20 protein-coding genes are annotated in these 24,167 nt (G+C 70.4%); 13 read left to right on the top strand and 7 right to left on the bottom strand.

Annotation, left to right across the window (positions count from 1 at the left end; translation table 11 throughout):
* Nucleotides 1-1,818: 1,818 nt before the first annotated feature.
* The 5 genes from RWS82_RS07365 (at nt 1,819) to RWS82_RS07345 (ending at nt 6,146) form a co-directional block, all read left to right on the top strand.
* A complete protein-coding gene (locus RWS82_RS07365; RefSeq protein WP_314648283.1) occupies nt 1,819-2,691 on the top strand; it encodes a ParA family protein in 873 nt (290 codons plus the stop codon).
* Nucleotides 2,691-3,671, top strand: a complete 981-nt coding sequence (locus RWS82_RS07360; protein WP_314648281.1) for a ParB/RepB/Spo0J family partition protein — start codon at nt 2,691-2,693, stop codon at nt 3,669-3,671. The genes RWS82_RS07365 and RWS82_RS07360 overlap by 1 nt, the downstream gene beginning before the upstream one ends.
* 149 nt (nt 3,672-3,820) lie before the next feature.
* Nucleotides 3,821-5,269 (top strand): sugar porter family MFS transporter, encoded by a 1,449-nt coding sequence (locus RWS82_RS07355; RefSeq protein WP_314648280.1) that lies wholly within the window; start codon nt 3,821-3,823, stop codon nt 5,267-5,269.
* Between the two features lie 9 nt (nt 5,270-5,278).
* A complete protein-coding gene (locus RWS82_RS07350) occupies nt 5,279-5,605 on the top strand; it encodes a tryptophan synthase subunit alpha (RefSeq protein ID WP_314648278.1) in 327 nt (108 codons plus the stop codon).
* Between the two features lie 22 nt (nt 5,606-5,627).
* A complete protein-coding gene (locus RWS82_RS07345) occupies nt 5,628-6,146 on the top strand; it encodes a GrpB family protein (protein ID WP_314648276.1) in 519 nt (172 codons plus the stop codon).
* A gap of 101 nt (nt 6,147-6,247) precedes the next feature.
* On the opposite strand, the gene trxA is transcribed toward RWS82_RS07345, so the two are convergent.
* The 4 genes from trxA to RWS82_RS07325 all read right to left on the bottom strand — a co-directional run bounded on the left by trxA (nt 6,248) and on the right by RWS82_RS07325 (nt 11,472).
* Nucleotides 6,248-6,571 (bottom strand): thioredoxin, encoded by a 324-nt coding sequence (trxA, locus tag RWS82_RS07340; protein WP_314648273.1) that lies wholly within the window; start codon nt 6,569-6,571, stop codon nt 6,248-6,250.
* 69 nt (nt 6,572-6,640) lie between these two features.
* Entirely contained in the window at nt 6,641-7,615 is a 975-nt protein-coding gene (gene trxB / locus RWS82_RS07335; protein ID WP_314648271.1) for a thioredoxin-disulfide reductase, read from the bottom strand.
* Nucleotides 7,616-7,724: 109 nt separating this feature from the next.
* The gene (murJ, locus tag RWS82_RS07330) at nt 7,725-9,341 is read right to left on the bottom strand and encodes a murein biosynthesis integral membrane protein MurJ (RefSeq protein WP_314648269.1); all 1,617 of its coding nucleotides are present in this window, start codon (nt 9,339-9,341) and stop codon (nt 7,725-7,727) included.
* Nucleotides 9,334-11,472, bottom strand: coding sequence for a DUF6049 family protein (locus RWS82_RS07325; RefSeq protein WP_314648267.1), 2,139 nt, complete (start codon nt 11,470-11,472; stop codon nt 9,334-9,336). Before RWS82_RS07325 ends, murJ begins: the two co-directional genes overlap by 8 nt.
* Nucleotides 11,473-11,577: 105 nt before the next feature.
* Between RWS82_RS07325 and RWS82_RS07320 the strand changes: the two genes are divergently transcribed.
* Nucleotides 11,578-13,074 (top strand): methyltransferase, encoded by a 1,497-nt coding sequence (locus RWS82_RS07320; RefSeq protein ID WP_400190072.1) that lies wholly within the window; start codon nt 11,578-11,580, stop codon nt 13,072-13,074.
* Between the two features lie 110 nt (nt 13,075-13,184).
* Here the strand turns inward: RWS82_RS07320 and RWS82_RS07315 are convergent, their stop codons facing one another.
* Nucleotides 13,185-16,463, bottom strand: a complete 3,279-nt coding sequence (locus tag RWS82_RS07315; RefSeq protein ID WP_314648265.1) for a putative Ig domain-containing protein — start codon at nt 16,461-16,463, stop codon at nt 13,185-13,187.
* A 143-nt stretch (nt 16,464-16,606) separates the two neighbouring features.
* On the opposite strand from RWS82_RS07315, the gene RWS82_RS07310 reads away from it, so the two are divergent.
* The 6 genes from RWS82_RS07310 to RWS82_RS07285 are packed head-to-tail and all read left to right on the top strand — an operon-like array spanning nt 16,607 to nt 20,175.
* Nucleotides 16,607-17,065: a hypothetical protein gene (locus RWS82_RS07310; protein ID WP_314648263.1), complete on the top strand. Its 459-nt coding sequence runs from the start codon at nt 16,607-16,609 to the stop codon at nt 17,063-17,065.
* Nucleotides 17,062-17,577 carry a tail fiber protein gene (locus RWS82_RS07305; RefSeq protein WP_314648261.1) on the top strand — a complete coding sequence of 172 codons (516 nt, stop codon included), beginning with the start codon at nt 17,062-17,064 and terminating at the stop codon, nt 17,575-17,577. Before RWS82_RS07310 ends, RWS82_RS07305 begins: the two co-directional genes overlap by 4 nt.
* 3 nt (nt 17,578-17,580) lie before the next feature.
* Nucleotides 17,581-18,078 (top strand): tail fiber protein, encoded by a 498-nt coding sequence (locus RWS82_RS07300; protein WP_314648260.1) that lies wholly within the window; start codon nt 17,581-17,583, stop codon nt 18,076-18,078.
* A gap of 18 nt (nt 18,079-18,096) precedes the next feature.
* Complete coding sequence (locus tag RWS82_RS07295) at nt 18,097-18,621, top strand: tail fiber protein (protein WP_314648259.1); 525 nt, start codon at nt 18,097-18,099, stop codon at nt 18,619-18,621.
* Nucleotides 18,614-19,087 (top strand): GNAT family N-acetyltransferase, encoded by a 474-nt coding sequence (locus tag RWS82_RS07290; protein WP_314648257.1) that lies wholly within the window; start codon nt 18,614-18,616, stop codon nt 19,085-19,087. Before RWS82_RS07295 ends, RWS82_RS07290 begins: the two co-directional genes overlap by 8 nt.
* A 29-nt stretch (nt 19,088-19,116) precedes the next feature.
* A complete protein-coding gene (locus RWS82_RS07285; protein WP_314648255.1) occupies nt 19,117-20,175 on the top strand; it encodes an LLM class flavin-dependent oxidoreductase in 1,059 nt (352 codons plus the stop codon).
* Between the two features lie 107 nt (nt 20,176-20,282).
* Here the strand turns inward: RWS82_RS07285 and RWS82_RS07280 are convergent, their stop codons facing one another.
* Together RWS82_RS07280 and RWS82_RS07275 are read right to left on the bottom strand one after the other, a co-directional pair.
* Complete coding sequence (locus tag RWS82_RS07280; protein WP_314648254.1) at nt 20,283-20,759, bottom strand: ASCH domain-containing protein; 477 nt, start codon at nt 20,757-20,759, stop codon at nt 20,283-20,285.
* Nucleotides 20,760-20,776: 17 nt separating this feature from the next.
* The gene (locus tag RWS82_RS07275; RefSeq protein WP_314648252.1) at nt 20,777-22,534 is read right to left on the bottom strand and encodes an alkaline phosphatase family protein; all 1,758 of its coding nucleotides are present in this window, start codon (nt 22,532-22,534) and stop codon (nt 20,777-20,779) included.
* Nucleotides 22,535-22,737: 203 nt separating this feature from the next.
* Between RWS82_RS07275 and RWS82_RS07270 the strand changes: the two genes are divergently transcribed.
* Nucleotides 22,738-24,165, top strand: a complete 1,428-nt coding sequence (locus tag RWS82_RS07270) for a CCA tRNA nucleotidyltransferase (RefSeq protein ID WP_314648251.1) — start codon at nt 22,738-22,740, stop codon at nt 24,163-24,165.
* Nucleotides 24,166-24,167 lie beyond the last annotated feature (2 nt).

The raw sequence follows: 24,167 nt of genomic DNA, 5'->3' as shown, positions 1-24,167 counted from the left end.
CGAGCCCCGGTACCCACCGTACCCAGCTTGGCTGGTGGTTCAGGATTGGTGGGTGCTGAGCCGACCGCTCGACCCTTCGTGGACCGACCGTGGGGACTGCGGTGCCGGGAGGGGCGGGCGTCGTTACGGGCGATAGCTGACGAGTACATCATTCGCGCGGTCTCGCGGCCGCAAATGCCCCATGTTTCACGTGAAACATGGGGCAGGGCGAGAAGCACCTGGTGACCCACGCCTCGCGGAACGTGAGTTGCCGGGCCCACGCACGTCTCTCCGCGCCCTACTCGCGGGTAGCGAGAACGAGAGTCAGATCGACGGACAGGTTATGGGCGGTAACGCTGCTGCGGATATCACGTCCGTTACCGGAGCTCGGCGCCCAGTCTCTTGCTCGCGGTTGGCAGGCGCAGAATCTGCTGCAGCTCAGGTGTAGCGGAGCGGACGCGCGACCACCCGGGCGGCGAGGTAACAAGAGGTGGAAGAACCGATTGAGCGATGTGTAGCGCACCGACGTCCGGTGGGTCGTGGTGAGGGGCCGATGCACGGTTGATCGCGCATGCGCAAACGTTTCACGTGAAACGTACCCTCCGTCGGTGGGCCACCCCCGCCTAAACCCCGCCCAACCCCGAGGCTACCGAGCCGAAGTGTCTCATCTATCGGGCGTTCCACGTGAAACATCGCAGCCAACAACGCCTCAGTGGCCCGTGCGTGTAGGGGTCGGCAGCCTGTCGTTCACTGATCGGGCCGTGGTAGTGGGGCGAGAGTGCCCCGGGGTCTCGAGAGGGACGGGGGCCGGAGGGCCGCTACGAGGTGGGTGACAAGTGAATGCGAGACGGTACCTGGTGGCGCTCAAGGGAGGGGACCCGACGTCCGGCTGAACGCGGCGAGCTCGTCTTGTGCGAGGTCGCCGCGGCGGTCGCGAGTCGCTGCGCTATCGCTCGCCACGGTGATGTGGTTCCGCATAGAGGAAATACACCGTCGATCGTCCCGTCGCACACGATGTGCCAGCACGTTTCACGTGAAACGGCTGCCCCGGCACCGTTCGCTACCTCTGCGGGTGGCGCACAATCCCTTCGCGGGGGAGACGAACGGGCTTTCGTGCGCAGCCCCGGAATGGACGCCCGCGCTGATCCTCGGCAGGGGGGGAGGACTGCGGCCCGGTTGGGCGGGTTGACGGTACCAGTTCGCGGCGTCGCAAGCGACGGCGCAGTCTCGGACGCGGGCCGCCTGTTTCCTGCGGGTGTTCGTAACCGTGCGGTCACCATCGCCGCTGTTGTCTCCCGCCACGCTAGGCGCGCGCGACGGCGGGTGTATGCGGAACGTCACCTCGAGGAGGTGCGTCATGCGCAGCCGCGCGCCCGAGATGTTTCACGTGAAACGTCACGGCCGGTCCGCGAACACGGTGCGTTGGGGCTGGTTCTCCACCGAAGCGCCGGTAGTGCGAGTGACACGGAAGGACGCATCGCCCAGTGCCCAGCACCGCATGCTGCGCACGGTATCACGAACACTGTTTCACGTGAAACAGCCAGACCCCACCTGCATGTCCTGTTCCGGGTGATTCCCAGGCACCCCTTGTCATCAATGGTGAGAACCGCGACAGCACGCCGGTCGCCAGGCACGCTTTCGGCCTCGGCGCCGCCCGCCGCATCAGACCGCGCCGATCCGGGACCTGGCGCCGCCCCGGAACCGCTGCGGGATCGCGCCGATCCGACGCTCGGCAGAGGCGATGTCGGCCGGAGCGATTAGAGTGGAGAGCGGCCCCGGAAGGAGTGGATGTTTCACGTGAAACAGTCCGAAAAGACATCCTCGAACGCATCGTTCGGAATGGACACACCGCTCGCGCGGGAGCTGGCCGACCTCTCTGCTCGTCGACGTGCGCTGGAATCGGTGAGTGTGACGTTCACGGGGGAGACCCGCGTGATGACGGTCTCGAACCAGAAGGGCGGCGTCGGCAAGACGACGACGGCGGTGAACATCGCCTCGGCGCTGGCCGGCCTTGGCGCCAAGGTGCTGGTCATCGACCTCGACCCCCAAGGCAACGCATCCACGGCGCTGGGAGTGCCGCACAACGGTGACACCGCCAGCATCTACGACGTCCTCATCGACGGCACCTCCCTCGCTGACATCGTCCAGAAGAGCCCCGAGAGCGACAACCTCTTCTGCGCCCCCAGCACGATCCACCTCGCCGGGGCGGAAATCGAGCTCGTCGCGCAGGTCGCGCGCGAGCACCGGCTGCGGACCGCGCTCGACGAGTACCTCACCTCGAACCCCGTCGACTTCGTCATCATCGACTGTCCGCCATCGCTCGGGCTGCTGACGATCAACGCCTTCACGGCAGCATCCGAAGTCTTCATCCCGATCCAGTGCGAGTACTACGCGCTGGAAGGACTGAGTCAGCTGCTCGGCAGCATCCAGATGATCCAGAAGCACCTCAATCCCGCGCTTCACCTCTCGACCATCCTGCTCACCATGTACGACGGGCGCACACGCCTGGCTCAGCAGGTGGCGGAGGAGGTGCGCGGACACTTCCCCGACCAGGTTCTGACGACCATGATCCCGCGCTCGGTGCGCGTGTCGGAAGCCCCCAGTTTCGGCCAGACGGTGATCTCGTACGACGGCCAGTCGGCCGGCGCGATCGCGTACCGCGAGGCAGCAGTAGAGATCGCGTCTCGCGTGGCGCAGAGCAAGGAGAAATGATGGCGAAGCGCACTGGCTTGGGTCGGGGTATCGGGGCCCTCATCCCCACGGCGGACCAGACCGAGCGTCCGGTCGACGTGTTCTTCCCTGGCGGCAGCCTCCGTCCCTCCGAGGCGACCACCACGGCCGAGGCACCGACGACCGAAGCACCCGACGATGCCGTGCTCACCGCGGTTCCGGGCATCCGCCTCGTGCAGGTCGACCCCCAGAAGATCGTCGCCAACCCGCGGCAGCCCCGCACGCACTTCGACCCCGAAGCGCTGGCCGAGCTGGTGCACAGCGTGGGGGAGTTCGGCGTTCTGCAGCCCGTCATCGTGCGCACGAACGCCGACGGCGACTACGAGCTCATCATGGGCGAGCGGCGCACTCGGGCCGCTCGTGAGGCCGGACTCACGTCGATCCCCGCCATCGTCCGCGAGACGGCCGATGAGGACCTGCTGCGCGATGCGCTGCTCGAGAACCTGCACCGCTCCGAGCTGAACCCCCTCGAAGAGGCATCCGCCTACCAGCAGCTGCTCGACGACTTCGGCATCACGCAGGAAGAGCTGGCGACCCGCATCGGGCGCTCGCGCCCGCAGATCAGCAACACGATCCGCCTGCTCAAGCTCCCCGTGCCCGTGCAGCAGCGGGTGGCCGCGGGCGTGCTGACCGCCGGCCACGCGCGCGCGATCCTCAGCCTCGAGAGCCCCGAGGCCATGCAGCGGCTCGCCGACAAGGTCGTGAACGAAGACCTGTCGGTGCGCGCGACGGAAGAAGCGGCGAAGAACCAGTGGAGCGGCGGGTCGAGCGCATCGAAGGCGACTCCCGGCGCGCGCCGCGCGTACCTCGACGAGGTCGCCGGCAAGCTCGGCGACCGCCTCAACACCCGGGTCAAGATCTCACTGGGTGCACGTAAAGGCCAGGTCACGATCGATTTCGCATCGATCCAGGATCTCAACCGCATCCTCGAAGAACTCGGCGAAGAGAGCTACGGCCGCTGACGCCGGCCCCCTCCTCGGAGCCACACCGCCCGGGCGTCCCACAACGGGACGCCCGGGCGCTCTCGTCCCGCCGTGCACGAAAGTCAAGCACCGGCGCGAAATCGCGGCCCGTCCTAGACTCTCTGGGTACGAACCCACGGGAGGGCATCATGTCTGCGACAGCATCCGGATCCGGGATCAAGGGCAAGGTCATCGGCATCAGTATCGCCGCGGCCCTCGGAGGCTTCCTCTTCGGCTTCGACACCGCCGTCATCAACGGCGCGGTGGATGCTCTCGCCGGAACGCAGTCCGGGTTCGACCTCGGTGCCGGCCTCAAGGGCTTCGCCGTCTCGTCGGCGCTGATCGGCTGCGCGATCGGCGCGTGGTTCGCGGGTCCGCTCGCCAACAAGTACGGCCGCATCCCGATCATGGTCGCCGCCGCTGTGCTCTTCCTGCTCTCGTCGGTCGGTTCGGGCCTCGCCTTCGGTGTGGTCGACCTCATCATCTGGCGCATCGTGGGCGGATTCGGCGTCGGCGCGGCATCCGTCATCGCGCCGGCCTACATCGCCGAGGTGTCGCCGGCGACGATGCGCGGACGCCTGGGATCGCTCCAGCAGCTCGCCATCGTCATGGGTATCTTCGTCGCCCTGCTCTCCGACGCGATGCTCGCGCAGGTCGCCGGGGGAGCGGCCGAGTCGCTGTGGGGCCTGTACGCCTGGCGGTGGATGTTCATCGCCGAGGCGATCCCGGCGATCATCTACGGCATCATGGCCCTCAAACTCCCCGAGTCTCCGCGGTATCTCGTGCGCAAGGGAGAGATCGACCGGGCATCCGAGGTTCTTTCCACCGTCACCGGAACCGTCGACGTGAAGGCCAAGATCGACGAGATCACCGGCACGATCGACACCGAGAAGAAGGAGTCGCTGCGCGACCTGCGCGGCAACCGCCTCGGCCTCAAGCCGATCGTCTGGGTGGGCATCCTGCTGTCGGTGTTCCAGCAGTTCGTGGGCATCAACGTGATCTTCTACTACTCCACGACGCTCTGGCAGTCGGTGGGCTTCGGCGAATCCGAGGCGCTGCTCATCACCGTCATCACCTCGGTCACCAACATCGTGGTGACCATCGTGGCGATCCTGCTCGTCGACAAGGTCGGCCGGCGCATCATGCTGCTCGTGGGATCGGTCGGCATGACGCTGTCGCTCGGCACGATGGCGGTGGCGTTCTCGTTCGGCACGCTCGACGCGGCCGGAGCCGTCACCCTTCCCGAGCCGTGGTCGACGGTCGCCCTGATCTGCGCCAACGCCTTCGTCGTGTTCTTCGGTGCCACGTGGGGTCCGCTGGTGTGGGTGCTGCTGGGCGAGATGTTCCCCAACTCCATCCGCGCCGGAGCGCTCGCGGTGGCCGCCGCCGCCCAGTGGGCCGCGAACTTCTTCATCTCGACGACCTTCCCGTGGTTCTCGAACATCGGCCTGCCGTTCGCCTACGGGTTCTACGCGTTCTTCGCGCTGCTGTCGTTCTTCTTCGTGTGGTTCAAGGTCGCCGAGACCAAGGGCAAGGAGCTCGAGGACATGAGCGAAGACGTGAAGGTGGAGCGCCGACCCCGCCGCGCACGCGCGTAGGCTGGAGGAATGACCGAGTCCGTTCCGCGCCGCGCCAGCCTCGAAGTGCTGCGCGCCGAAGCGTCGGACGAGCTCGCCGTCATCGTGCAGGAGCGCCTGCTCGGGGGTGAGGACCCCTGGGAGTTCATGGAGGAGCTGCCGAGCATCGACGAACTCGTCGTCTACCTGCTGCGGGCCGACAACATCGCCGCGAACGACGGGGTGCGTCCGAGTGAGGCGCGTCACTATCGGGTGCTGCGGCAGATCGCCCTCGAGTATCCCGAACTGACCCCGGCGGTCTGGGGGCTGCTCGACGAGAAGCAGCGGTACCGTCGTTGGGATCCGACGGTCGCCTGACTCGTCGTCCACCATGCCGCGGATGCTCGTGCCCTACGACCCGTCCTGGCCGGACCGTTTCGCGGCCGCCGCCGCGCAGCTCGCCGCGATCGGTGGCCCGGAGTGGGTCATCGAGCACATCGGCTCGACCGCCATCCCCGGAATGCGGGCGAAGCCGGTCATCGACCTCGCGGTGCGGGTGCCGGACCTGGCCGACGTCGAGCTCCATCGGCCCGCCCTCGACGCCGCGGGGTGGGTGCGGGGGAGCGGCGTGCGCAGTCATCCCGTCCTGCTGAGCGAGAGCGGCGGAGAGCGGACCCACATCGCGCACTTCTTTGCGGCGGCCGACTGGGATGCGGTGAATCAGCGCCTTCTACGGGACTGGCTGCGCGAGCATCCGGACGACGCGCAGCGGTACTCCCGCGCCAAGTGCGCCGCCGTCGCTGCGTCGGCGCGGGGCGAGGCGACGTACAACGCGGCCAAAGGCCCCGCGATCCAGGAGATCGTCGATCGCGCCCGTCGCGCGCGCGGGCTGCCGCCGGTGGATGCCTCCGACAAGTGAGCCACCTGACCACGTCGTGAGGGGCGGGGAATGCAGGGGGAGGGCACGCAAAAGGGCCGCCGCCTCCGAAGAGGCGACGGCCCTGACAGCCTGCGGGGGACTCAGCCGAGGAACGCGGCGAGGTCCTTCTCGAGAGCGGGCTTCGGCTTGGCGCCGATGATGGTCGTCTTGACCTCACCGCCCTGGAACACCTTCATCGCGGGGATCGAGGTGATCTGGTACTTCATCGCCAGCTCGGGGTTCTCGTCCACGTTGAGCTTGAGGATGGTGATCTTGTCGGGGTTCGCCGACTGGATCTCGTCCAGCACGGGAGCGACCATGCGACACGGTCCGCACCACTCGGCCCAGAAGTCCACGAGAACGGGACCGTCGGCCTGCAGAACGTCCTGCTCCCAGGTCGCCTGGCTCGTAGCCTTTGCACTCATCAGAGTTTCTCCTTGTTCGAGGTACGTCGAATACAACAGCCGACGCCGGGAAAGTGTTCCCGGGCCGGATCAGGCGGTGAGGACCTCGGCGGCCTCGGCCGCGGGCACCTCGACCGAGGCGTCTTCGAGGTCGGCGAGGAAGTGCTCCGCGTCGAGCGCGGCGACCGTTCCCGAACCGGCGGCGGTGATCGCCTGACGGTAGGTGGGGTCGATCACGTCGCCCGCGGCGAACACACCGGGCACCGAGGTCTTCGACGAGCGGCCGTCGACCCAGATGGTGCCCTCGGCGGTGAGATCGAGCTTCTCGTGCACGAGGTGCGTGCGCGGGTCGTTGCCGATCGCGACGAAGAGGCCGTCGAGGGGCAGGTCGCGCAGCGTGCCGTCTTCGGTCGACCGCAGCTTCACGCCGGTCACGGCGGTCTCACCGATGATCTCGGCGACCTCGCTGTTCCAGACGAACTCGATCTTCTCGTTCGCGAACGCGCGCTCCTGCATGATCTTCGACGCACGGAGGGTGTCCTTGCGGTGGATCACGTACACCTTGTCGGCGAAACGCGTGAGGAAGGTGGCCTCCTCCATCGCCGAGTCGCCGCCGCCGACCACGGCGATGGTCTTTTCGCGGAAGAAGAACCCGTCGCAGGTCGCGCACCACGAGACACCGTAACCGGAGAGGCGCTCCTCGCCCTCGACGCCGAGCTTGCGGTAGGCCGAGCCGGTCGCGTAGATGAGGGTCTGCGCCTCGTGCACCGCGCCGCTGCCGAGGGTGACCTTCTTGACGGTGCCGGCGAGGTCGAGGTCGGTGACGTCGTCGTAGACGACCTCGGTACCGAACTTCTCAGCCTGCTCCTGCAGCTTCGCCATCAGCTCGGGGCCCTGGATGCCCTCGGGGAAGCCGGGGTAGTTCTCGACCTCGGTGGTGTTCATCAGCTCGCCGCCGACCTCGACGGAGCTCGCGATGAGCAGCGGCTGAAGGCTCGCCCGCGCCGCGTAGATGGCGGCGGTGAAACCGGCGGGGCCGGAGCCGATGATGATGACCTGACGCATGGTGCTCTCCAAAGGACTGCAATGCCATCGAATGATGTTCGACTGCTTCAACCCATGGTAGCCGCGGGGCATTCCCGCGAGCGGGGGCGCGCGGCTCGGCGTCGCCGGGTCAGCGCCCGGGGAGGAAGCGTCGCACGAGACTGCCGGCGGCCTTCAGCTCGGGGGCGCGAAGCAGGGCCAGGATGCCGAGGTAGACGACCACGACGACGAGTCCGATGATCGCGGTGCCGAGGGCGCCCTGGATCTTGTCGGCCATCGTCCACCCCTCGACGCCGCCCAGGAGCACGAAGGCTCCCCATCCGGCGAATCCGGCCGGGATGCCGGCAAGGGCGAAGCGGCCGATCGCGGACATCCAGGACCGGATCTTCAGGCCGCCGATCTTGCGGTGCAGCAGCCAGGTGGCGACGATCGTCTGCACGATGCTGGCGATCGACTGGCCGAGGGCGACGGCGGCGGCGAGCGAGGTGAGGGGGATGACTCCGGCCTCGCGGAGACCGAGTGCGCCGAGCGCGGTGACGACGATGAGCACGCACTGGAAGATCGTGAACCAGAACGGGGTGCGGGTGTCGTCGTACGCGTAGAACGTGCGCTGCACGATGAACAGGATCGTCAGAGGGATGAGTCCGACGAGGTAGGCCAGCAGCACGAAAGAGGCGGACTGCGCGTCGGGCGCAGAGTCGGTGAACACCCGCGATGCGGGGATCGCAGCTGCGGCCACCGCGGCGGTGGCGGCGACGATGAAGAACAGCAGGGTGCGGATGCTCGTGGCGATGTCGCTGCGGACCTCGTCGTCGTTGCCCGCCGCGGCGTGCGCGCTGATCTGGGTGAAGTAGGGGGTGCCGATGGACAGCACGATCACCGAGTACGGCAGCATGAAGATGAGCCAGGCGTTGGCGACGACCGTGGCCGAGGAGCCGAGGCCGGAAGCCTCGCTCACGAGGTAGCCCTGGTACATGCCGGCCGCGAGGCTGGCGAAAGCCATGAGGAACGTCCAGCCGGCGAGGCGGCCGACATTGCCGAGGCCCACTCCCCGCCAGCGGAAGTCGGGCTTCAGTGCGAGCCCGGTGCGGCGCCAGAACACCAGCAGCACGGCCGCCTGCAGCGCGATGCCGACGGTGGCGGTGCCGCCCAGCACGGCGATCATCGCCGGCGACCAGTCGACCGCATCGCGCGAGATCGGACCGAAGACGGCTCCGAGGGCGAGGAAGCCGGCGATCGAGACGATGTTGTTGATGACCGGCGCCCAGGTGAACGGGCCGAAGATCTTCCGCGCATTGAGGGCTTCGCCGAGCATGGCGTACAGGCCGTAGAGGAGGATCTGCGGCAGGCACCAGTACGCGAGCGCTGTGGCGAGGGCCTGCATCTCGCCGTTCGCCTTCCCCGCGACGAGATGGACGAGCCAGGGGGCCGCGGCGGTGGCGATGGCCGTGACGACCACGAGCACCACGGTACCGAGGGTGAACAGCTTCGAGATGAAGGCGTTCCCGCCGTCGGCATCCGCCGTGGCCTTCACGATCTGCGGCACGATCACCGCGGTGAGGATGCCGACCGAGATGAGCGAGAAGACGCTGTTCGGCAGCTGATTCGCCGCCGTGAACGCGTCGGCCACTTCGGAGCCGACAGACCCCAGCACGCCCACGAGCACGATGCTGCGCAGGAGTCCCGTGATGCGCGAGACGAGCGTGCCCGCGCCGATGATCGCGCTCGCGCGCCCGAGGCTACTCATTCCGGACTCCTGATTCAGCGTCGGCATCCGTGTCGGCATCCGTGTCGGCATCCGCGTCGGCGTGCTCGCGGCGCTTGCGCAGCACGGTGCGCACCACCCCACCCACGATGAGCAGTCCGGCGAGCGATCCGAACAGGATCAGGCCGATGGTCTCCCACTCGGCACGCACGGCGACGCGCGCGATCTGCGGGCCGTCGACGAGAACCCCGGCGGGACTGTACAGACTGAGACGCAACGCGACCTCGCCGCTGCCCACGCGGGCCGACACGGGCACCTTGACGCGGGCGCTCGTGTTCGCGGGCACCACGACGTCGATATCGGTCTCGACATCGAGTCGGGGATCGGTCGACGCGACGGTGAGGCGCACCGTGACCGGCCAGGGGAGGTCGTTGCGCACACTGAAGGGCAAGTCGGCCGCGGCGCTGAGCAGTTGAATGGTGCTCGACGGGGGGATGCTGACGGCGCCCAGCGTCGAACGGGTGCCGTCGCGGCGCGCGTCGACCGTGCGCTCGAACTCGTCGGCGGGCACACCGACCGCGATCGTGCGGAGGAGGCGGATGCGCTCGCGCTGGATGAGCACCTGCGGGTCATCGAGCACGGTGGCGAACTGGGCGATGGAGCCCTCGTCGGCGAGCAGCTGACCCAGGGCCTCGACCCGCGCGGTGTCGATCTCGGCCGCGGCGAGGGTGACCGCCGTCGCGGGGGTGGCGCGGATGGCCGTGAGGTCGAGGCCGACCGTGTCGACGGCCGCGATGGCTTCGCGCAGGGCGTCGGCGTCGCGGCTCTCGTCGCGCTCGAGGCCGACGAGCAGCGGTGCGTCGGGGGCGGCTGCGGCCGCCAGGTAGATGCGTGCGCTCGCCGCCGCCAGCAGCTGCTGCCGCGCCTCGTCGTTTGGCTCGTCTGCGGCGTCGGAGATCGCGGACGACACCGTGTCGTCGATGACGAGCAGGTCGTGCTCTGCGGCCTGGGCGTGCGCGGCGGCCGAGCCACCCGTCGTCGCGGACGACACGATGGTCGTCGTGCCCGCACCGACGTAGGTCTCGAAGGTCGCGAGATCTTCTGCGCGGACGCCGGCGCGCGGCCACAGGATGCCGTCGAGAGAGCCGTCGAGCGCGGTGAGGGTGGCGTCATCGGGGAGGTCGGTCCCCGGCTGATCGAGCGGCGACGGTGACGGTGACGCGGTGGGGTCGGGAGTCTCGGTCGCCCGTACGCTCGGGAAGTCCTGGGGGGCGAGGAACGGCGACAGCGTCGCGGGCCTCAGGAGTTCGGGCAGCTGGGCCTGCGACTGCACGGTCGCGTCAGCATCGCCGAACTGCAGGGCGAAGCGCTCGTTGGGCAGCTCGTCGAGGCGGGTCAGCCACTCGGTCGCAGTATCGGGAGCCGCGGTGCCGCGCGCCCGGATGGCGGCGGGGATGGCCGGGTCGACCGCGAGCACGGCGGCGGTTCCGGTGACGCCGTCGAGCACGGCGGTGAGGGCACCGTCGGGCGCGGTGAGGTCGGCGAGCTCGTCGGCCGACAGCAGCACACCGTCGGCGGGCGTGGCGGTGACCGGGACGATGACGCCGACCTGCGCGGTCGTGGGGGTGATCACCAGCACGCTCTCGGTGGTCGTGTCGCGTGCCTCGACGTCGTCACCCGACGCCGCGGAGGCCCCCGCGAGCGACGCGCGCACCGGATAGACGCCGGGTGCGAGGTCGGCGAGGGCCGTCGGGTCGACCGCGAGCGCCACGCGCTCCGAGTCGCCCGCGGCCAGCACCTCGGAACGCTCGGATCCCAGCGCGGAGAACGTGCCGGGGGCCTGGGCGTCGTCCAGCCACGTGGTGACCGAGGCGTCGTCGGCGAGGGGGGTGCGGTTCAGTTCGATCACCACGTCGCCGGCGGAGATCTGGGCATCCGTCTCGTTCGCGACCGTCACCGTCGCCGATGCCCCGCTCCCGGGCACGACGCGGCCGTGCACGCCGATCGAGAGCGACAGCTCGACGCCCGCGGCATCCGCCTCGTCACCGTCGCCGTCGGCCGCGAGGGCGGGCGTCGCGATCGAGCCGAACCCCAGCGCGAGCGCACCGACCGCGACCGCGCTCGTGAGTCGCCGAACGCGCGCACGGAGTCCGGCGGGGGTGGTCGCGGTCATGAAGGTCTTCCTCGGACGCCCGGATCGGGCGGGATCGTGAGTACTGACCCTGTGATTCTAGGAGGCGCGACGAGCCGAACCCTGAAGGCGCGTAGAGTGACGCCCGTGTCCGCCCCGCTCTCGCCTCTTCCCGATGCCCTGCGGTGCGCCGCTCTCGCTGCCGATCTCGACACCGCCGACCTGCGCTCCGAGCCGCTCCGCCGGCTGTGGGGCGACGAGGCCGACGACGCGCTGGCGCGGGGGATGCGCGAGCCGATCCTGCGGGCGATCCGCGGCGACGACGGGGCGCTGGCCACCCTCGGCCGCCTGTTCGTGCTCGGGATGCCTCAGCCGCACGACGCGGTCGCCGAGGCGCTGCCGCGTCTGGGTGTCGACGGACTCGTGGCCCTCGGCCTCGCATCCGACGGCGACGAGACCGTCACCCCTGCGGCCCTGATCCGGCCGCAGTCGTTCGTCGACGCCGACGGGGTGGGCGAGTGGTGGATCGCGAGCGACCTCGACGAGGTGGCGCTCGGAACGGCGCTTCCCGCCGACCACGTGCTCGGGGTCGGGGGAGCCTCGCGCACCCTCGCCGAGATCGTCGTGCCGATCGAGGTGCAGCGTGCGCTCGACCTCGGCACGGGATGCGGCATCCAGGCGCTCCTCGTCGCCCGCCGTGCGGGAACCGTGGTGGCCACCGACATCTCCGCCCGGGCCCTCGCGTACGCCGAGCTCAACGCCATGCTGAACGGCGTGGGGAACATCGACTTCCGGCTCGGCAGCATGTTCGACCCCGTCGCGGGCGAGGCTTTCGACCTCGTCGTCTCGAACCCGCCGTTCGTCATCACCCCGCGCACCGAGGGCGTGCCGGCCTACGAGTACCGCGACGGCGGCCTCGTCGGCGACGCGCTCGTCGAGCAGTTCGTGCGCACCGTGCCCGACTACCTCACCCCCGGCGGCATCGCCCAGCTGCTCGGCAACTGGGAGTCGCGCGACGGGGTGAAGGGACTCGCCCGTCTCGATGCCTGGGTGCCGCGCGACCTCGACCTGTGGGTCGTCGAGCGCGAGGAGCTCTCGCCCCTGGCTTACGCGGAACTCTGGATCCGCGACGGCGGCACGACTCCGCGCGACGCGGAGTTCACGCCGCTGCTCACCGCATGGCTCGACGACTTCGCGGCACGGGAGGTCGACGCCGTCGGCTTCGGCTACGTGCTGATGCGCCGCGGAGAGGGCGAGGCGCTGCGCCGCACCGAGCGGGTCGGTCAGCAGGTGTCAGGTGTCGGCCAGGCCCTCGCCCACGGCCTCGCCGCGCACGACGTGCTCGCCGACGGCATCCCGTCGACCCTGATCACCGCCGCCGACATCACCGAGGCGCGGCATCTGCTGCCCGGTGCCGACGACCCCAGCGTGATCGAGCTGCGCCAGGGCGGCGGGTTCGCCCGCACGGTCAACGTCGACCCCGCGCTCGCCGCATTCGTCGGGGCGTGCGACGGCGAACTGACGGTCGGTCAGATCGCTGCGGCGCTCGCCGACCTCTTCGATGTGCCGCTCGCCGACCTGTGGGCCGAGCTCGAACCGCGCATCCGCGCCCTCCTCGTCGACGGGTTCCTCGCCGCGGAGTAGTGCTCCGGCCGCGCCGGGCGCGCGCCGAGACACCATTCCCGCCGTGACACCCCACGAGAGGCGTGGTGTGTCACGGCGAGGGTGGTGTCTCGCCGCGCCGGGCGCGCGCGTCAGGCCGCGCGGCGCCGGGCGGACCGGAAGACGACCGCGCCGCCGATCACCGCGAGCGCGGCGAGAAGCGCGAGCAGAGCGGATGCCGACGCGTCGGAGCCCGTGGTCGCCAGGCCGTCGCCCGTGGGGTCACCACCCGTGGCGGGGCTTCCGCTTCCGCCGGGTGCGCCGGTGCCCGGTGTTCCCGGAGTGCCGCCGCCGGGCTGGCCGGGTGCGGCGGGCACGATCAGCTCGGTGTCGGCCGCGAGGAAACGGGCCGTGCCCTCCGCGCCGATGCCGGAGGAGACGATCGTGTGCGCACCCTCGACCTGGTCGGCCGGCACGGTCACGACGATGCGGAACTCTCCCTGGGCGTCGGCGACGGCCGCCCCGAGCGGCGCCGGAGACGAGTACATGGTGAGCTGCACGGTAGCGCCGGGCAGGTAGCCGCCGCCGCCGATCGTGAGTTGCTGACCCCGGGTGACCTCGGGCGGGACGCCGGTGAGCGCTCCGTCGGTGATCTCCGGTGCGGCGAAGGGCGGCGGCACGGTGTCGGCGACGCGGATCGTCGCGGTCGTCGAGTCGGTGCCGAAGCCGTTGTCGACGGTGACGACCACCTCGATGCGCCCGGCGTCGTCGAGCGCGGGGGTGCCCGTGAGGGATCCCGTGCCGTCACCGTCGTCGGTGAACGTCAGCCAGGCGGGCAGCGGCGCGGCGGTGAGCGCCCCGGAGGGGAATCCGCTGCTGCGCACGTCGATCATGAGCCTCCCGCCGGCGAGCACCGTCACCGGGTCGATCGTGGTGAGGGTGGGACGCTCGCCGACGGTCAGCACGGCCTCGCCGCTCGTCGCGCTCGCCACGGTGTTGGTGAACACGGCGCGCAGACGCGCTCCGTCGTCGGCGATCGTCGTCGTGACGGTGAACGTCGTCGACGTGGCCCCCGCGATGTCGACCCAGCCGTCGCCGTCGTTGCGCTGCCACTGCACGGTGGGTGCGGGGTAGCCGGTCGCGGAGGCCGAGAAGACGGCGTCGCGCCCCGCGTTCGCCGTGACGGAGGCCGGCTGGGCGGTGATCGCCGGTGCCTCGTTGATCGTGAATTCGATGCCTTGCGTGACGGTGGTGCCGACGATGCGGAGGGACACGGTGGCGGTGCCGCCGGCCTGGGCGGGCGGGGTGCCCACGAGCCGCTGACTACCGGGAGCGCCCGTGAGGCTGATCCACGCCGGCCAGCCGATCAGTTCCACCGTGTTGCGCGCCGGGTACCCGGGGTCGACGACGATCGGGAAGTCGAGGGGGGTGCCGACCGTGGCGATGCCGGTCGCCGGGTTCGTGAACGACGGAGGAGCGGTGATCGTCAGCACGAACTCCGCGGTGGCCTGTCCCCGATCGTTGGTCGCGGTGAGGGGGATGCGGTATTCGCCCGGGGCGACCGTGGGCGTGCCGTGCAGGCGCGCCGTGCCGTCGGCGGCGGCGTCGAGCGCGAGGCCGGCGGGAAGGCCGGTCGCCGCGATGACCGCGGGAGGCGTACCCACGGTCGAGAGGGTGACGTCGACCGGGTCGCCGGCCGCGACCGAGGTCGCCAGCGGACCGGCGAACGTCGGCGCCTGGCCGACGGTGATCGTCAGCACCTGGGTGGCGGAGGTGTCTCCGTTGCTCGCCGAGAAGGTCAACGGGAACGTGCCGACGCCGGTGGGCGCGCCCGAGAGCACGAGCGTCGCCCCCGATCCCGAGAGCGTGACGCCGGGCGGCAGGTCACCCGTGGTGCGGGTCACCGTGGGGGCGGGGAAGCCGGATGCCGTCACCGAGAACGAGAACGGCTGACCGAGCGTCGCGGCGACGGCATCCGCGCTGGTGAAAGCGGTCTGCTGGCGAACGGCGACCGCCACCCGGACGGCAGCGGCGTCGAGGTTGGCGGTGACTCCGCCCTGTCCCGACGTGGGGCCGGCGACGAAGGTCGTGAGCGCCGTGCCGCCGCTGAAGACGCTGCTCGGGGCTGCGGTCGTGGCGCCCGCGGGCTGCACGTCGGTCCAGGTCACGGACCGGCCGTCGAACGCGCTGAGATCGACGGGGGTGAGCGTCGTGCCCGCGGAGTTGGTGCGCAGCGAGGCGGTGATCGCCGTGCTGGCGCCGGAGTCGACGGTCGCCGCTCCCGCGGTCGCGGAGAGGACGAGGTGCGGCTCGGTCGTTCCCGTCGTGATGGCGGCGGTGTCGCACCCCGCGGCGTTCGCGCCGCCGTTGCAGCCCCACCAGTTGTTCGGGGCGGTGACCGGGGCCGAGGCGCTGGCGCTCACGGCTGCCGTGCCCGTGTTGCCCGTGAAGGAGTTGCCGCGGGCGGTGAGCGCACCGCCGGTCGCATCGATCGCTGCGCCGCCGACGACCGCGGTGTTCTGGGTGAAGACGTTCTTCGAGATCGTGGAGGGACCGCCGAGCCGCTGGATCGCGCCGCCGCGGGCGGTGGGACCGGCTGCGGTGTTGCGGTCGAACACATTGCCCGAGATCGCGACCGAGCCGCCGCCGTCGACCGCGATCGCGCCGCCGCCCGCCGAGACGGTGCCGGCCGCGGTGAGGGTGTTCTGTGTGAACGTGCTCCCGCTCACGTCGAGGTAGTCGCCGGGGGCCGCGGCCTCGTAGTAGACGGCGCCGCCCGATGCGGACGCGCTGCTGTTGCGCTCGAAGCGGGAGCGCACGATCGTCAGGTCGCCGCCGATGAACTGGATCGCACCGCCGGGGTTGGCGGCGCCGCCGGACGCGGCGTTGTCGATGAACGTGGAGTCGCGCACGAGCAGGGTGTCGCTCGGGGCATCGATGCTGCCGCCGATGATCGCACCGCCGCCGAAGACGTCGTCTCGGCCGCCGCGGAAGGTGAAGCCGTTGATCTCGACGGCGATACCGCCGACGATGTCGGGGTCGAGAGTGAGGATCTGCGAGCTGCCGTCACCGACGATCTCGGCCCGGCTGCCGATCGATTCGAGGGTCACGTCGGTGCCGGCGCGGGTGCCCAGCACCAGGGCACCGTCGGTCAGGGTGTAGGTGCCGCCCGGCACGGACACGGTCGAGACACCGCCGGTGTTGTTGGCGACGCAGAGGGCGTTGCGCAGGGTGACGGGGGTGGCGGTCGTCGTGACGCTCGGCGTCGTGCAGGCACCGTTGGCGTCGCCGTCGGCCGTCGTGGTGACGGTGAGCGAGGTCGCGGCGGAGGCGGGCGGCGCGACCAGGAGGCCGGAGCCCACGAGTGCGAGGATCGCGGCGGTCGCGGCGAGGCCGCGCGGAAGAGCAGGCAGCGCCCGGTCAGCAGACATCGAGGTCCTTCGCTCGGGCGCGAAGGCGCCGTGTGCCAGTTGGAATATTCGAATGCTATCGGCAGGAGGCCGCTGCTGATAGCGTCAGATCCGCACCGCGCCCGCTCGGGCAGATCCCCGCGTGCACTGACCGCTGGAGTGGAATGACTGCTCTGTTCACGCGACGAGGCCTGCTCGCAGTCGGCGCCGTCGTCGGTGTCGGCGCGGGCGTGGGTGGAGCATCCGCCTCCGCATCCGCCGCCGCCCTCGCGCCCCGGCCCGCCGGACCGGCCACCTCGGATGCTCGCGCCACCGCGGCGCTCCCCCTGCAGACCGACCCGGACCGCCCGCAACGCGGACTGTTCGTCGGGCGAGAGGGCACGGTCTACCGGGCCGTCTCGACGCGATCGGTGCACCGCATGACGCTCGTCGGCGTCGGCGACATCGGAACGGAGGGCGACCCCGCGCATCGCTTCCGCCTCGAGTTCACCGCCGACGACGCCACCCGCGACGACATCTACCGCCTCGAGCAGGACGGCGCCGTCGTCGCCCGCCTCTACCTCGGCCGAGTCACGCAATCCGCGCGATTCGAGGCCGTCATCGATCGGGGCATCGGCGCATGAGCGATGCGTTCATCGGCGAGATCCGCATCTTCGCGGGCAACTTCCCCCCTGTGGGGTGGGCCCTCTGCGACGGCAGCATGCTGCCCATCTCCGAATACGACACCCTGTTCGCGCTGATCGGCACCACGTACGGCGGCGACGGCATCAACACCTTCGGGCTGCCCGACCTGCGCGGGCGCTCGGCGGTGCATGCGGGAACGGCCCGTACCGGGGAGCGGTACGACCTCGGTTCCTCCGGGGGAGTGGAGCAGGTGACGCTCACCCCCGCACAGATGCCGGCGCACACGCACCTCCCGACCACGGCGGGTGCGGCGACGTCGGCGTCGCCTGCGGGCACGCGGTGGGCGGCGCAGACGGCGAACGCCTATTCCGACGTGCAGCCGAACGCGCAGTTGGCCGCGGGCGCCGTGCAACCGGCCGGCGGGTCGCAGCCGCACGAGAACATGCCGCCCTACCTGGTCGTGTCGTACATCATCTCGCTGTACGGCATCTTCCCGTCGAGAGAGGGCTGACGAATGAGTGAACCGTACATCGGAGAGATCCGCCGCGTCGCCTTCGACTTCGCCCCGCGCGGGTGGGCGCTCTGCAACGGGCAGATGCTCGCGATCAACCAGAACACGGCGCTCTTCGCCCTGCTGGGCACGGTCTACGGCGGGAACGGTGTCACGACCTTCGCCCTTCCCGACCTGCGGGGGCGAGCGCCGATCCAGCCCGGTCAGGGGATCGTGCAGGGCATGGCGGCCGGTGCGGCGAGCGTGACGCTGCAGGCCGCGCAACTGCCCGCGCACACGCATGCGGTGGTCGCCGCATCCGATGCCGCCGACCAGACGTCGCCGCAGGACGCCTACTGGGCCGTGACCGCCCAGCCCGGTTACGGCGGTCAGGCCACGGGCACCATGTCGCCGACGGCCCTCAGCGCCGCCGGTGGCAGCCAGCCGCACGACAACATGTCGCCCTACCTGGCCGTGAATCACATCATCGCCGTGACGGGCATCTTCCCGTCGCGGGACTGAAGCGGAACCGGAGCGCACATGGACCCCTTCCTCGGAGAGATCCGCACCATCGGCTTCACCTACGCACCCCGCGGGTGGGCGATGTGCAGCGGACAACTGCTGCCCATCGCGCAGAACTCGGCGCTGTACAGCATCCTCGGCATCCAATACGGCGGGGACGGCAGGACGACCTTCGCCCTGCCCAACCTCAACGGCGCCTTCGCGATCGGTCAGGGAGCGGGCCCCGGGCTCACCCCGCGCACGGTCGGCGGCTTCGGCGGCGTCTCGGCGGTCACGCTGACACCGACCGAGATCCCCGTGCACACCCACCGGCCGAACGCCGTCGCGGCGACCGGCACCAGCGGCGACCCCGCAGGGCGCACCTGGGCACAGCCCCGGTACGGACGCGCCGCGCGCGACGCCTACGCTGCCGACGGCGACGCCGCGATGGCGCCCGACGCGCTCGCCTCGGCGGGGGGTTCGCAGGCCCACGACAACATGCCGCCGTACCTCGGCATGTACTTCGTGATCGCACTCACGGGTATCTACCCGCCGCGTGGCTGAGCAGGCCGCGCGGATCGAGCGCGTCCGTCTCGACGACCCGCGTGTACGCGAGGTCGCGGCGGATGAAGTGCGCAGCCGACTGCCCGATGCGGGGGCCGGGGTCATCGAGCCGCTCGTCGCCATGCAGCTCGACTCGAAGATCGGCACCCTGCGGGCGCAGCATCCGGATGCCGTCGTGGAGCTGCTCTCGATCGATGGGGCGCCCGTGGGCTATGCCGTGGTCGACGCGGGGGCCGAGGCGGTGCGCCTGTGCGACATCGCGGTGGTTCTCGAGGCGCGCGGTCGCGGCAACGGGCGGATGCTCATGGACCGGGTGCTCGCCGCGGCGGATGCCGACGGGGTCGCGGTGGAGCTGTCGGTGTGGCCGGGATCACCGGCGCACCACTGGTACACGCGGCTGGGGTTCGACGCGACGTCGGCCGTCGCCGCGGGGCATGTGGAGATGCGGCGGGCCGCCGCGGAATAGTCCGCCGCATCCATGCGTTCGAATAGAACATGAAGGCTTTCGGATTCCTCTCTTTCGGCCACTACGCCGACGTTCCCGGGTCGGCGACGCGCACCGCGGGCGACATGCTGAAGCAGACGATCGAGATCGCCGAGGGTGCCGACGAGCTCGGCGTTAACGGCGCCTACGTGCGCGTGCACCACTGGGCGCGTCAGGCCGCCTCTCCCATGCCGCTGCTGTCGGCGATGGCCGCGCGCACCGAGCGCATCGAGGTCGGCACCGGCGTGATCGACATGCGGTACGAGAACCCGTTCCAGTTCGCCGAGGAGGCCGCCGCCCTCGACCTCATCTCCGACGGCCGTATCGCGCTCGGCGTGAGCCGTGGGTCACCCGAGACCGCGCTGCGCGGCTACGAGACCTTCGGTTTCCGCGACACCGAAGACCCCGAGCGGGGCAGCGTGCTCGCGCGGGAGAAGTTCGAGATCTTCCTGCGTGCGATCGACGGCGAGCCGCTCGCCCCCGGCGACCCGCGCATGGTCGGCGCCGGACGGTACCTGCAGGTCGAACCGCAGTCGCCGGGGCTGCGCGACCGCATCTGGTGGGGCTCGGGTTCGCGCGCCACGGCCGAGGACACCGGTCGCCAGGGGCTCAACATGATGAGCTCGACGCTGCTGACCGAGGCCACCGGCGTGCCCTTCCACGAGCTGCAGCGCGAGCAGATCGAGCTGTACCGCGCCGCGTACAAGGAGGCCGGACACACGCGCCCGCCCCGCGTCTCGGTGAGCCGCAGCGTCTTCCCGCTGATCGACGACCGTGACCGCGCCTACTTCGGGCTGCGCAGCGAGGAGAACGGCGACCAGATCGGCATCATCGACGGCTACCGCTCGACGTTCGGCAAGACGTATGCCGCCGAGCCCGACGTGCTGATCGCGCAGCTGAAGCAGGACTCGGCCGTCATGGCCGCCGACACCCTGCTGCTGACGATCCCGAACCAGCTCGGACCGGAGTACAACCTGCACGTGCTCGAGGCGTTCGCCGAGCATGTCGCCCCCGCTCTCGGGTGGAAGCCGAACACCGAGGGACCGGTTCAGGGCGACCCGATCGTCTGATCTGGCCGCGGCCGTCTCGCCGCACCGTCGACAACGACTCAGGACACAGCCCCGCCCGCACCCCGGATCCGGCCGATTCGGGGGCTCGGTGGCGGCTGTGTCCTGAGTTAGGGTCGCGCAGCCGGGTGGACCAGGCGGAAGCGCTCGCAGATCACGGGCATGTCGGGCTCGAAGCCCCGGGGATTCTCCGAATGGTTGCGCCAGTACCGCTCGTGGATCTCGCGCCACGACGCCAGCGTGCGATCGTCTTCCCCCTCGGAGTACGCGTGCTCGGCGGTGACCTCGTCGAACGGGACCGTCTGCAGGTCGGTGGTCTCGAGCACCGCGCGCGGCGTACCCGTGCCGTCGAGGATGATGCTGAATTCGCCGACGTACGGCTCGGGGTCGCCGGTCGCCTCGTAGTCCCAGAGCGACGAGGCGGTGCCGGTCTTGATGCCCGCCAGCACCAGCTCGAGCAGCCCGTCGGCGTGCGCCGGCGTCGCACCGAACGCCCACGCGCCCGGCACGGCCTCGGGAAGCTCCGGATGCTGCGCCCGCACCTCCTGCCAGAACGAGGCGAGCGTGGCGGGGTCGGCGGTGATCATCCCCTCAGCCTAGAAGCTCACGCCGTCGTCGCCGGGCCGAACAGTTCTTCGCCGTGCTCGTGCAGCAGTCGGTAGGCGTCGGCGAAGGTCTGCGGTTCGGGCTCGTCTGGCTTTCCGTACTTCGCGATGAGGAGTCCGAGCAGCCCCCGCGCGGGCGGGGTGAGGGGCTTCGTCTCGGCGGGGTGGCCGGGCTTCGGCTCGGTGGCCTCGGGGTTGGGCGGCGTATAGGCGGGGGTGGTGACGGGCCAGTCGGCGGGATGCCGCGGCTGCGACAGGTTGACGACCGAGTACAGCGTGTTGGCCGACTGGTCGCGGTCGTTCAGCGGCCGAAGGCCGTGCAGCCGGGAGAGGGTCGCGGTGACCGAGCCGTGGTGCATCTCGTCGTGGATGATCGTGCCGCGGCGCGTGTACGCCGACACCGCGATCGCCGGTACGCGGCATCCGAGGCGGTCGAACGTGAACCCCATCTCGCCCGCGCCCGTCTCGGGGGTGGGCTTCGTGGCCGAGGGCGGCGGCACGTGGTCGTAGCATCCGCCATGCTCGTCGAACGTGATGAGCAGCAGGGTGTTGACGGCGTTCGAACCCGTGGGTGAGGCGCTCGTGCGCACCGCCTCGTAGATGTCGTGGATGAGCCGGTCTCCGGCCCGCACGTCGGAGATCGCGCTATCGTAGACCGGCTCGCCGTCGACCTCGCTTTCGCGCGGAGACCCGAACGGCGGGTGGAAGTCGTTGTGGTCGTAGACCATGCGCGGCTCGATGAACGCGTAGGCGGGGAGCGTGCCTGCGGCGGCCTCGGCGTAGAAGTCCTTCATCGTGCCGAAGTGCTCGGTGCGCCAGTACTTCTCGAGCACCGCGGCGTGCAGCATGCCGGTGAACGACACGAGCTGCAGTTCGTCGATGTAGATCTTCCAGCTGACCTTCTCGTCTTCGAGCCGGTTGAAGACGGTGGGGGCGGCCGGGGCATCCAGCCACTTCCGATAGCCGCCGCCGCCCTGGTTCGTGACGAACCCGTGCGACGTCGACGCGTGGAAGAACGAGCGGTTGCAGAACGTCTGCGACGGCACACCGGCGAACCAGTGGTCGAAGACCGCGAACTCGCTCGCGAGCGTCGAGAGCACCGGCAGCATCTCGGGCGAGAACGAGCCCATGATGTGCGCGGCCTCCTCCGGCTTCGGCTCGGTGCCTCCACGCAAACGTCGGAAGTTGATGATGTAGTCGTCGAGGAACCCCGACATCGTCGCCTTCTCGCCGTGCGACGGGGCGTTGAAGGGCGCGGTCATCTCGTCGACGAACAGGTCGGCATTGCCCTTCGGGTCGACGGTGCCGAAGATCTGGGTGTTGACGTGCGGGTACTCCTCGCCCGGATCGGGGTCGGGGAGGCTCATGATGCGGTCGGTGTCGCCCGTGTACACGTGGGCGTCGACGACGGTGCCGTCGGATGCCGTGTTGCTGTGCGAGCCGAACGCCAGGCCCTCGAATCGTTCGCCGTCGGGCAGTGTCGACGACGAGTAGAGGTAGCCGAGCAGGTTGTCGAACGAGCGGTTCTCGCCCATCACCACGACCACGTGATCGAATCCGGGCTCGCTGCGGGGCGTGAGGCCGGCGAAGGGGTCGGGGCCGCTGGCGAAGCCGTCGCGGCCGTTCGCGGTGACGGATGCTCCGATCGCCGCCCCCGCGACGCCTCCGATCGCCGCGCCGGCGAGGGCCGCGCCGCCGAGCTTCAGAAATCCGCGTCGCGATGATTCCCGCGGAGTGGGGGTCGCATCCTCTGCCATCCGCCGATCCTATGGGGGTGGGATCGTGGGCGGAATACCCGTGTGCCGCCTCGCCGGCGCGAAAACCCAGACCGGATGCTTTCGACCCGGCATGTCGTGGCATGACTCGCCGACAGTGACGCGGACGCTCTCCGTTTTCACCAGGCGAGGCGGGACGGGGGAGAACCAGGGGGCGGTGACACCCGCCGGGTACGCTGGAAACCATGCTCAACATGGCCGACGGCCTCGCCCGTCTCGGCGCGCTCGCCGAGAATCCGGTGGTCCGTACCCTCGCGGATGCCTTCGCCGCCGCGGGCTTCGACCTCGCCGTCGTGGGCGGTCCGGTGCGCGACGCGCTGCTCGGGCGCGACACCCACGACCTCGACTTCACGACGAACGCGCTGCCCGACGACATCCTGCGCATCGTGCGGCCGATCTCGACCGCCCAGTGGGACATCGGGCGCGCCTTCGGCACCATCGGGGCGCGCGTGCAGAAGGAGCAGGTCGAGATCACGACCTATCGCGCCGACAGCTACGACGGCGTCACCCGCAAGCCGACCGTCGAGTTCGGCGACACCATCGACGCCGACCTCGTTCGGCGCGACTTCACGGTCAACGCGATGGCGCTGAAGGTGCCGTCGGTCACTCTCGTCGACCCGACCGGCGGCGTCGAAGACCTGGTCGCCGGGGTGCTGCGCACCCCCACCGATCCCGATGTCTCGTTCGGCGACGACCCGCTGCGCATGCTGCGCGCTGCCCGGTTCAGCGCGCAGCTCGGCTTCGACATCGAACCGGAGACCCTCGACGCCGTCGCGCGGCTGCGCGGCACGCTGAGCATCGTCAGCCCCGAGCGCATCCAGTCGGAGCTCGTGCGCCTGCTGCAGACCGACGACCCCGTGCGCGGCATCCGCGCCCTCGTCGAGACGGGTCTGATCGACGAGTTCCTGCCCGAGGTCAGCGCCCTCAAGCTCGAGGTCGACGAGCACCATCACCACAAGGACGTGTACGAGCACTCGCTTACGGTGCTGCGTCAGGCGATCGCCCTCGAACACGCCCGCCATCCGGGCGCCGCCCCCGATGTGCCGCTCCGCATCGCGGCACTGCTGCACGACATCGGCAAGCCCCGCACCCGCAAGCTCGAAGCCGGGGGAGCGGTCACGTTCCATCACCACGACGTCGTCGGCGGGCGCATGGCCCGCAAGCGGCTGCAGGCGCTGCGGTTCGACACGGCCACGACGGATGCCGTCGTCACCCTGGTCGAGCTGCACCTGCGGTTCTTCGGCTACGCCGAGGGTGCGTGGACCGACGCTGCGGTGCGCCGGTATGTGCGCGACGCGGGCGACCTGCTCGAGCGCCTGCACATCCTCACCCGCGCCGACGTCACCACGCGCAACAAGCGCAAGGCCTCGCGCCTGGCCTCCGCGTACGACGACATCGAGGCGCGCATCGCGGCTCTCGCCGAGCAGGAGGAGCTCGACGCGATGCGCCCGGAACTCGACGGCAACCGCATCCAGGAGGTGCTCGGCATCCGCCCCGGCCGCGAGGTCGGCGAGGCCTACCGGTTCCTGCTCGACCTGCGTCTCGACGAGGGCGTGCTCGGCCCCGAGGTCGCCGAGCAGCGCCTGCGCGACTGGTGGGCCGCGCGCAGCTGAGG

Source organism: uncultured Microbacterium sp., from assembly GCF_963528945.1.
Taxonomy (GTDB): domain Bacteria; phylum Actinomycetota; class Actinomycetes; order Actinomycetales; family Microbacteriaceae; genus Microbacterium.
The sequence above is the reverse complement of the archived record's forward strand: the minus strand, read 5'-3'. Positions and strand labels throughout refer to the sequence as shown.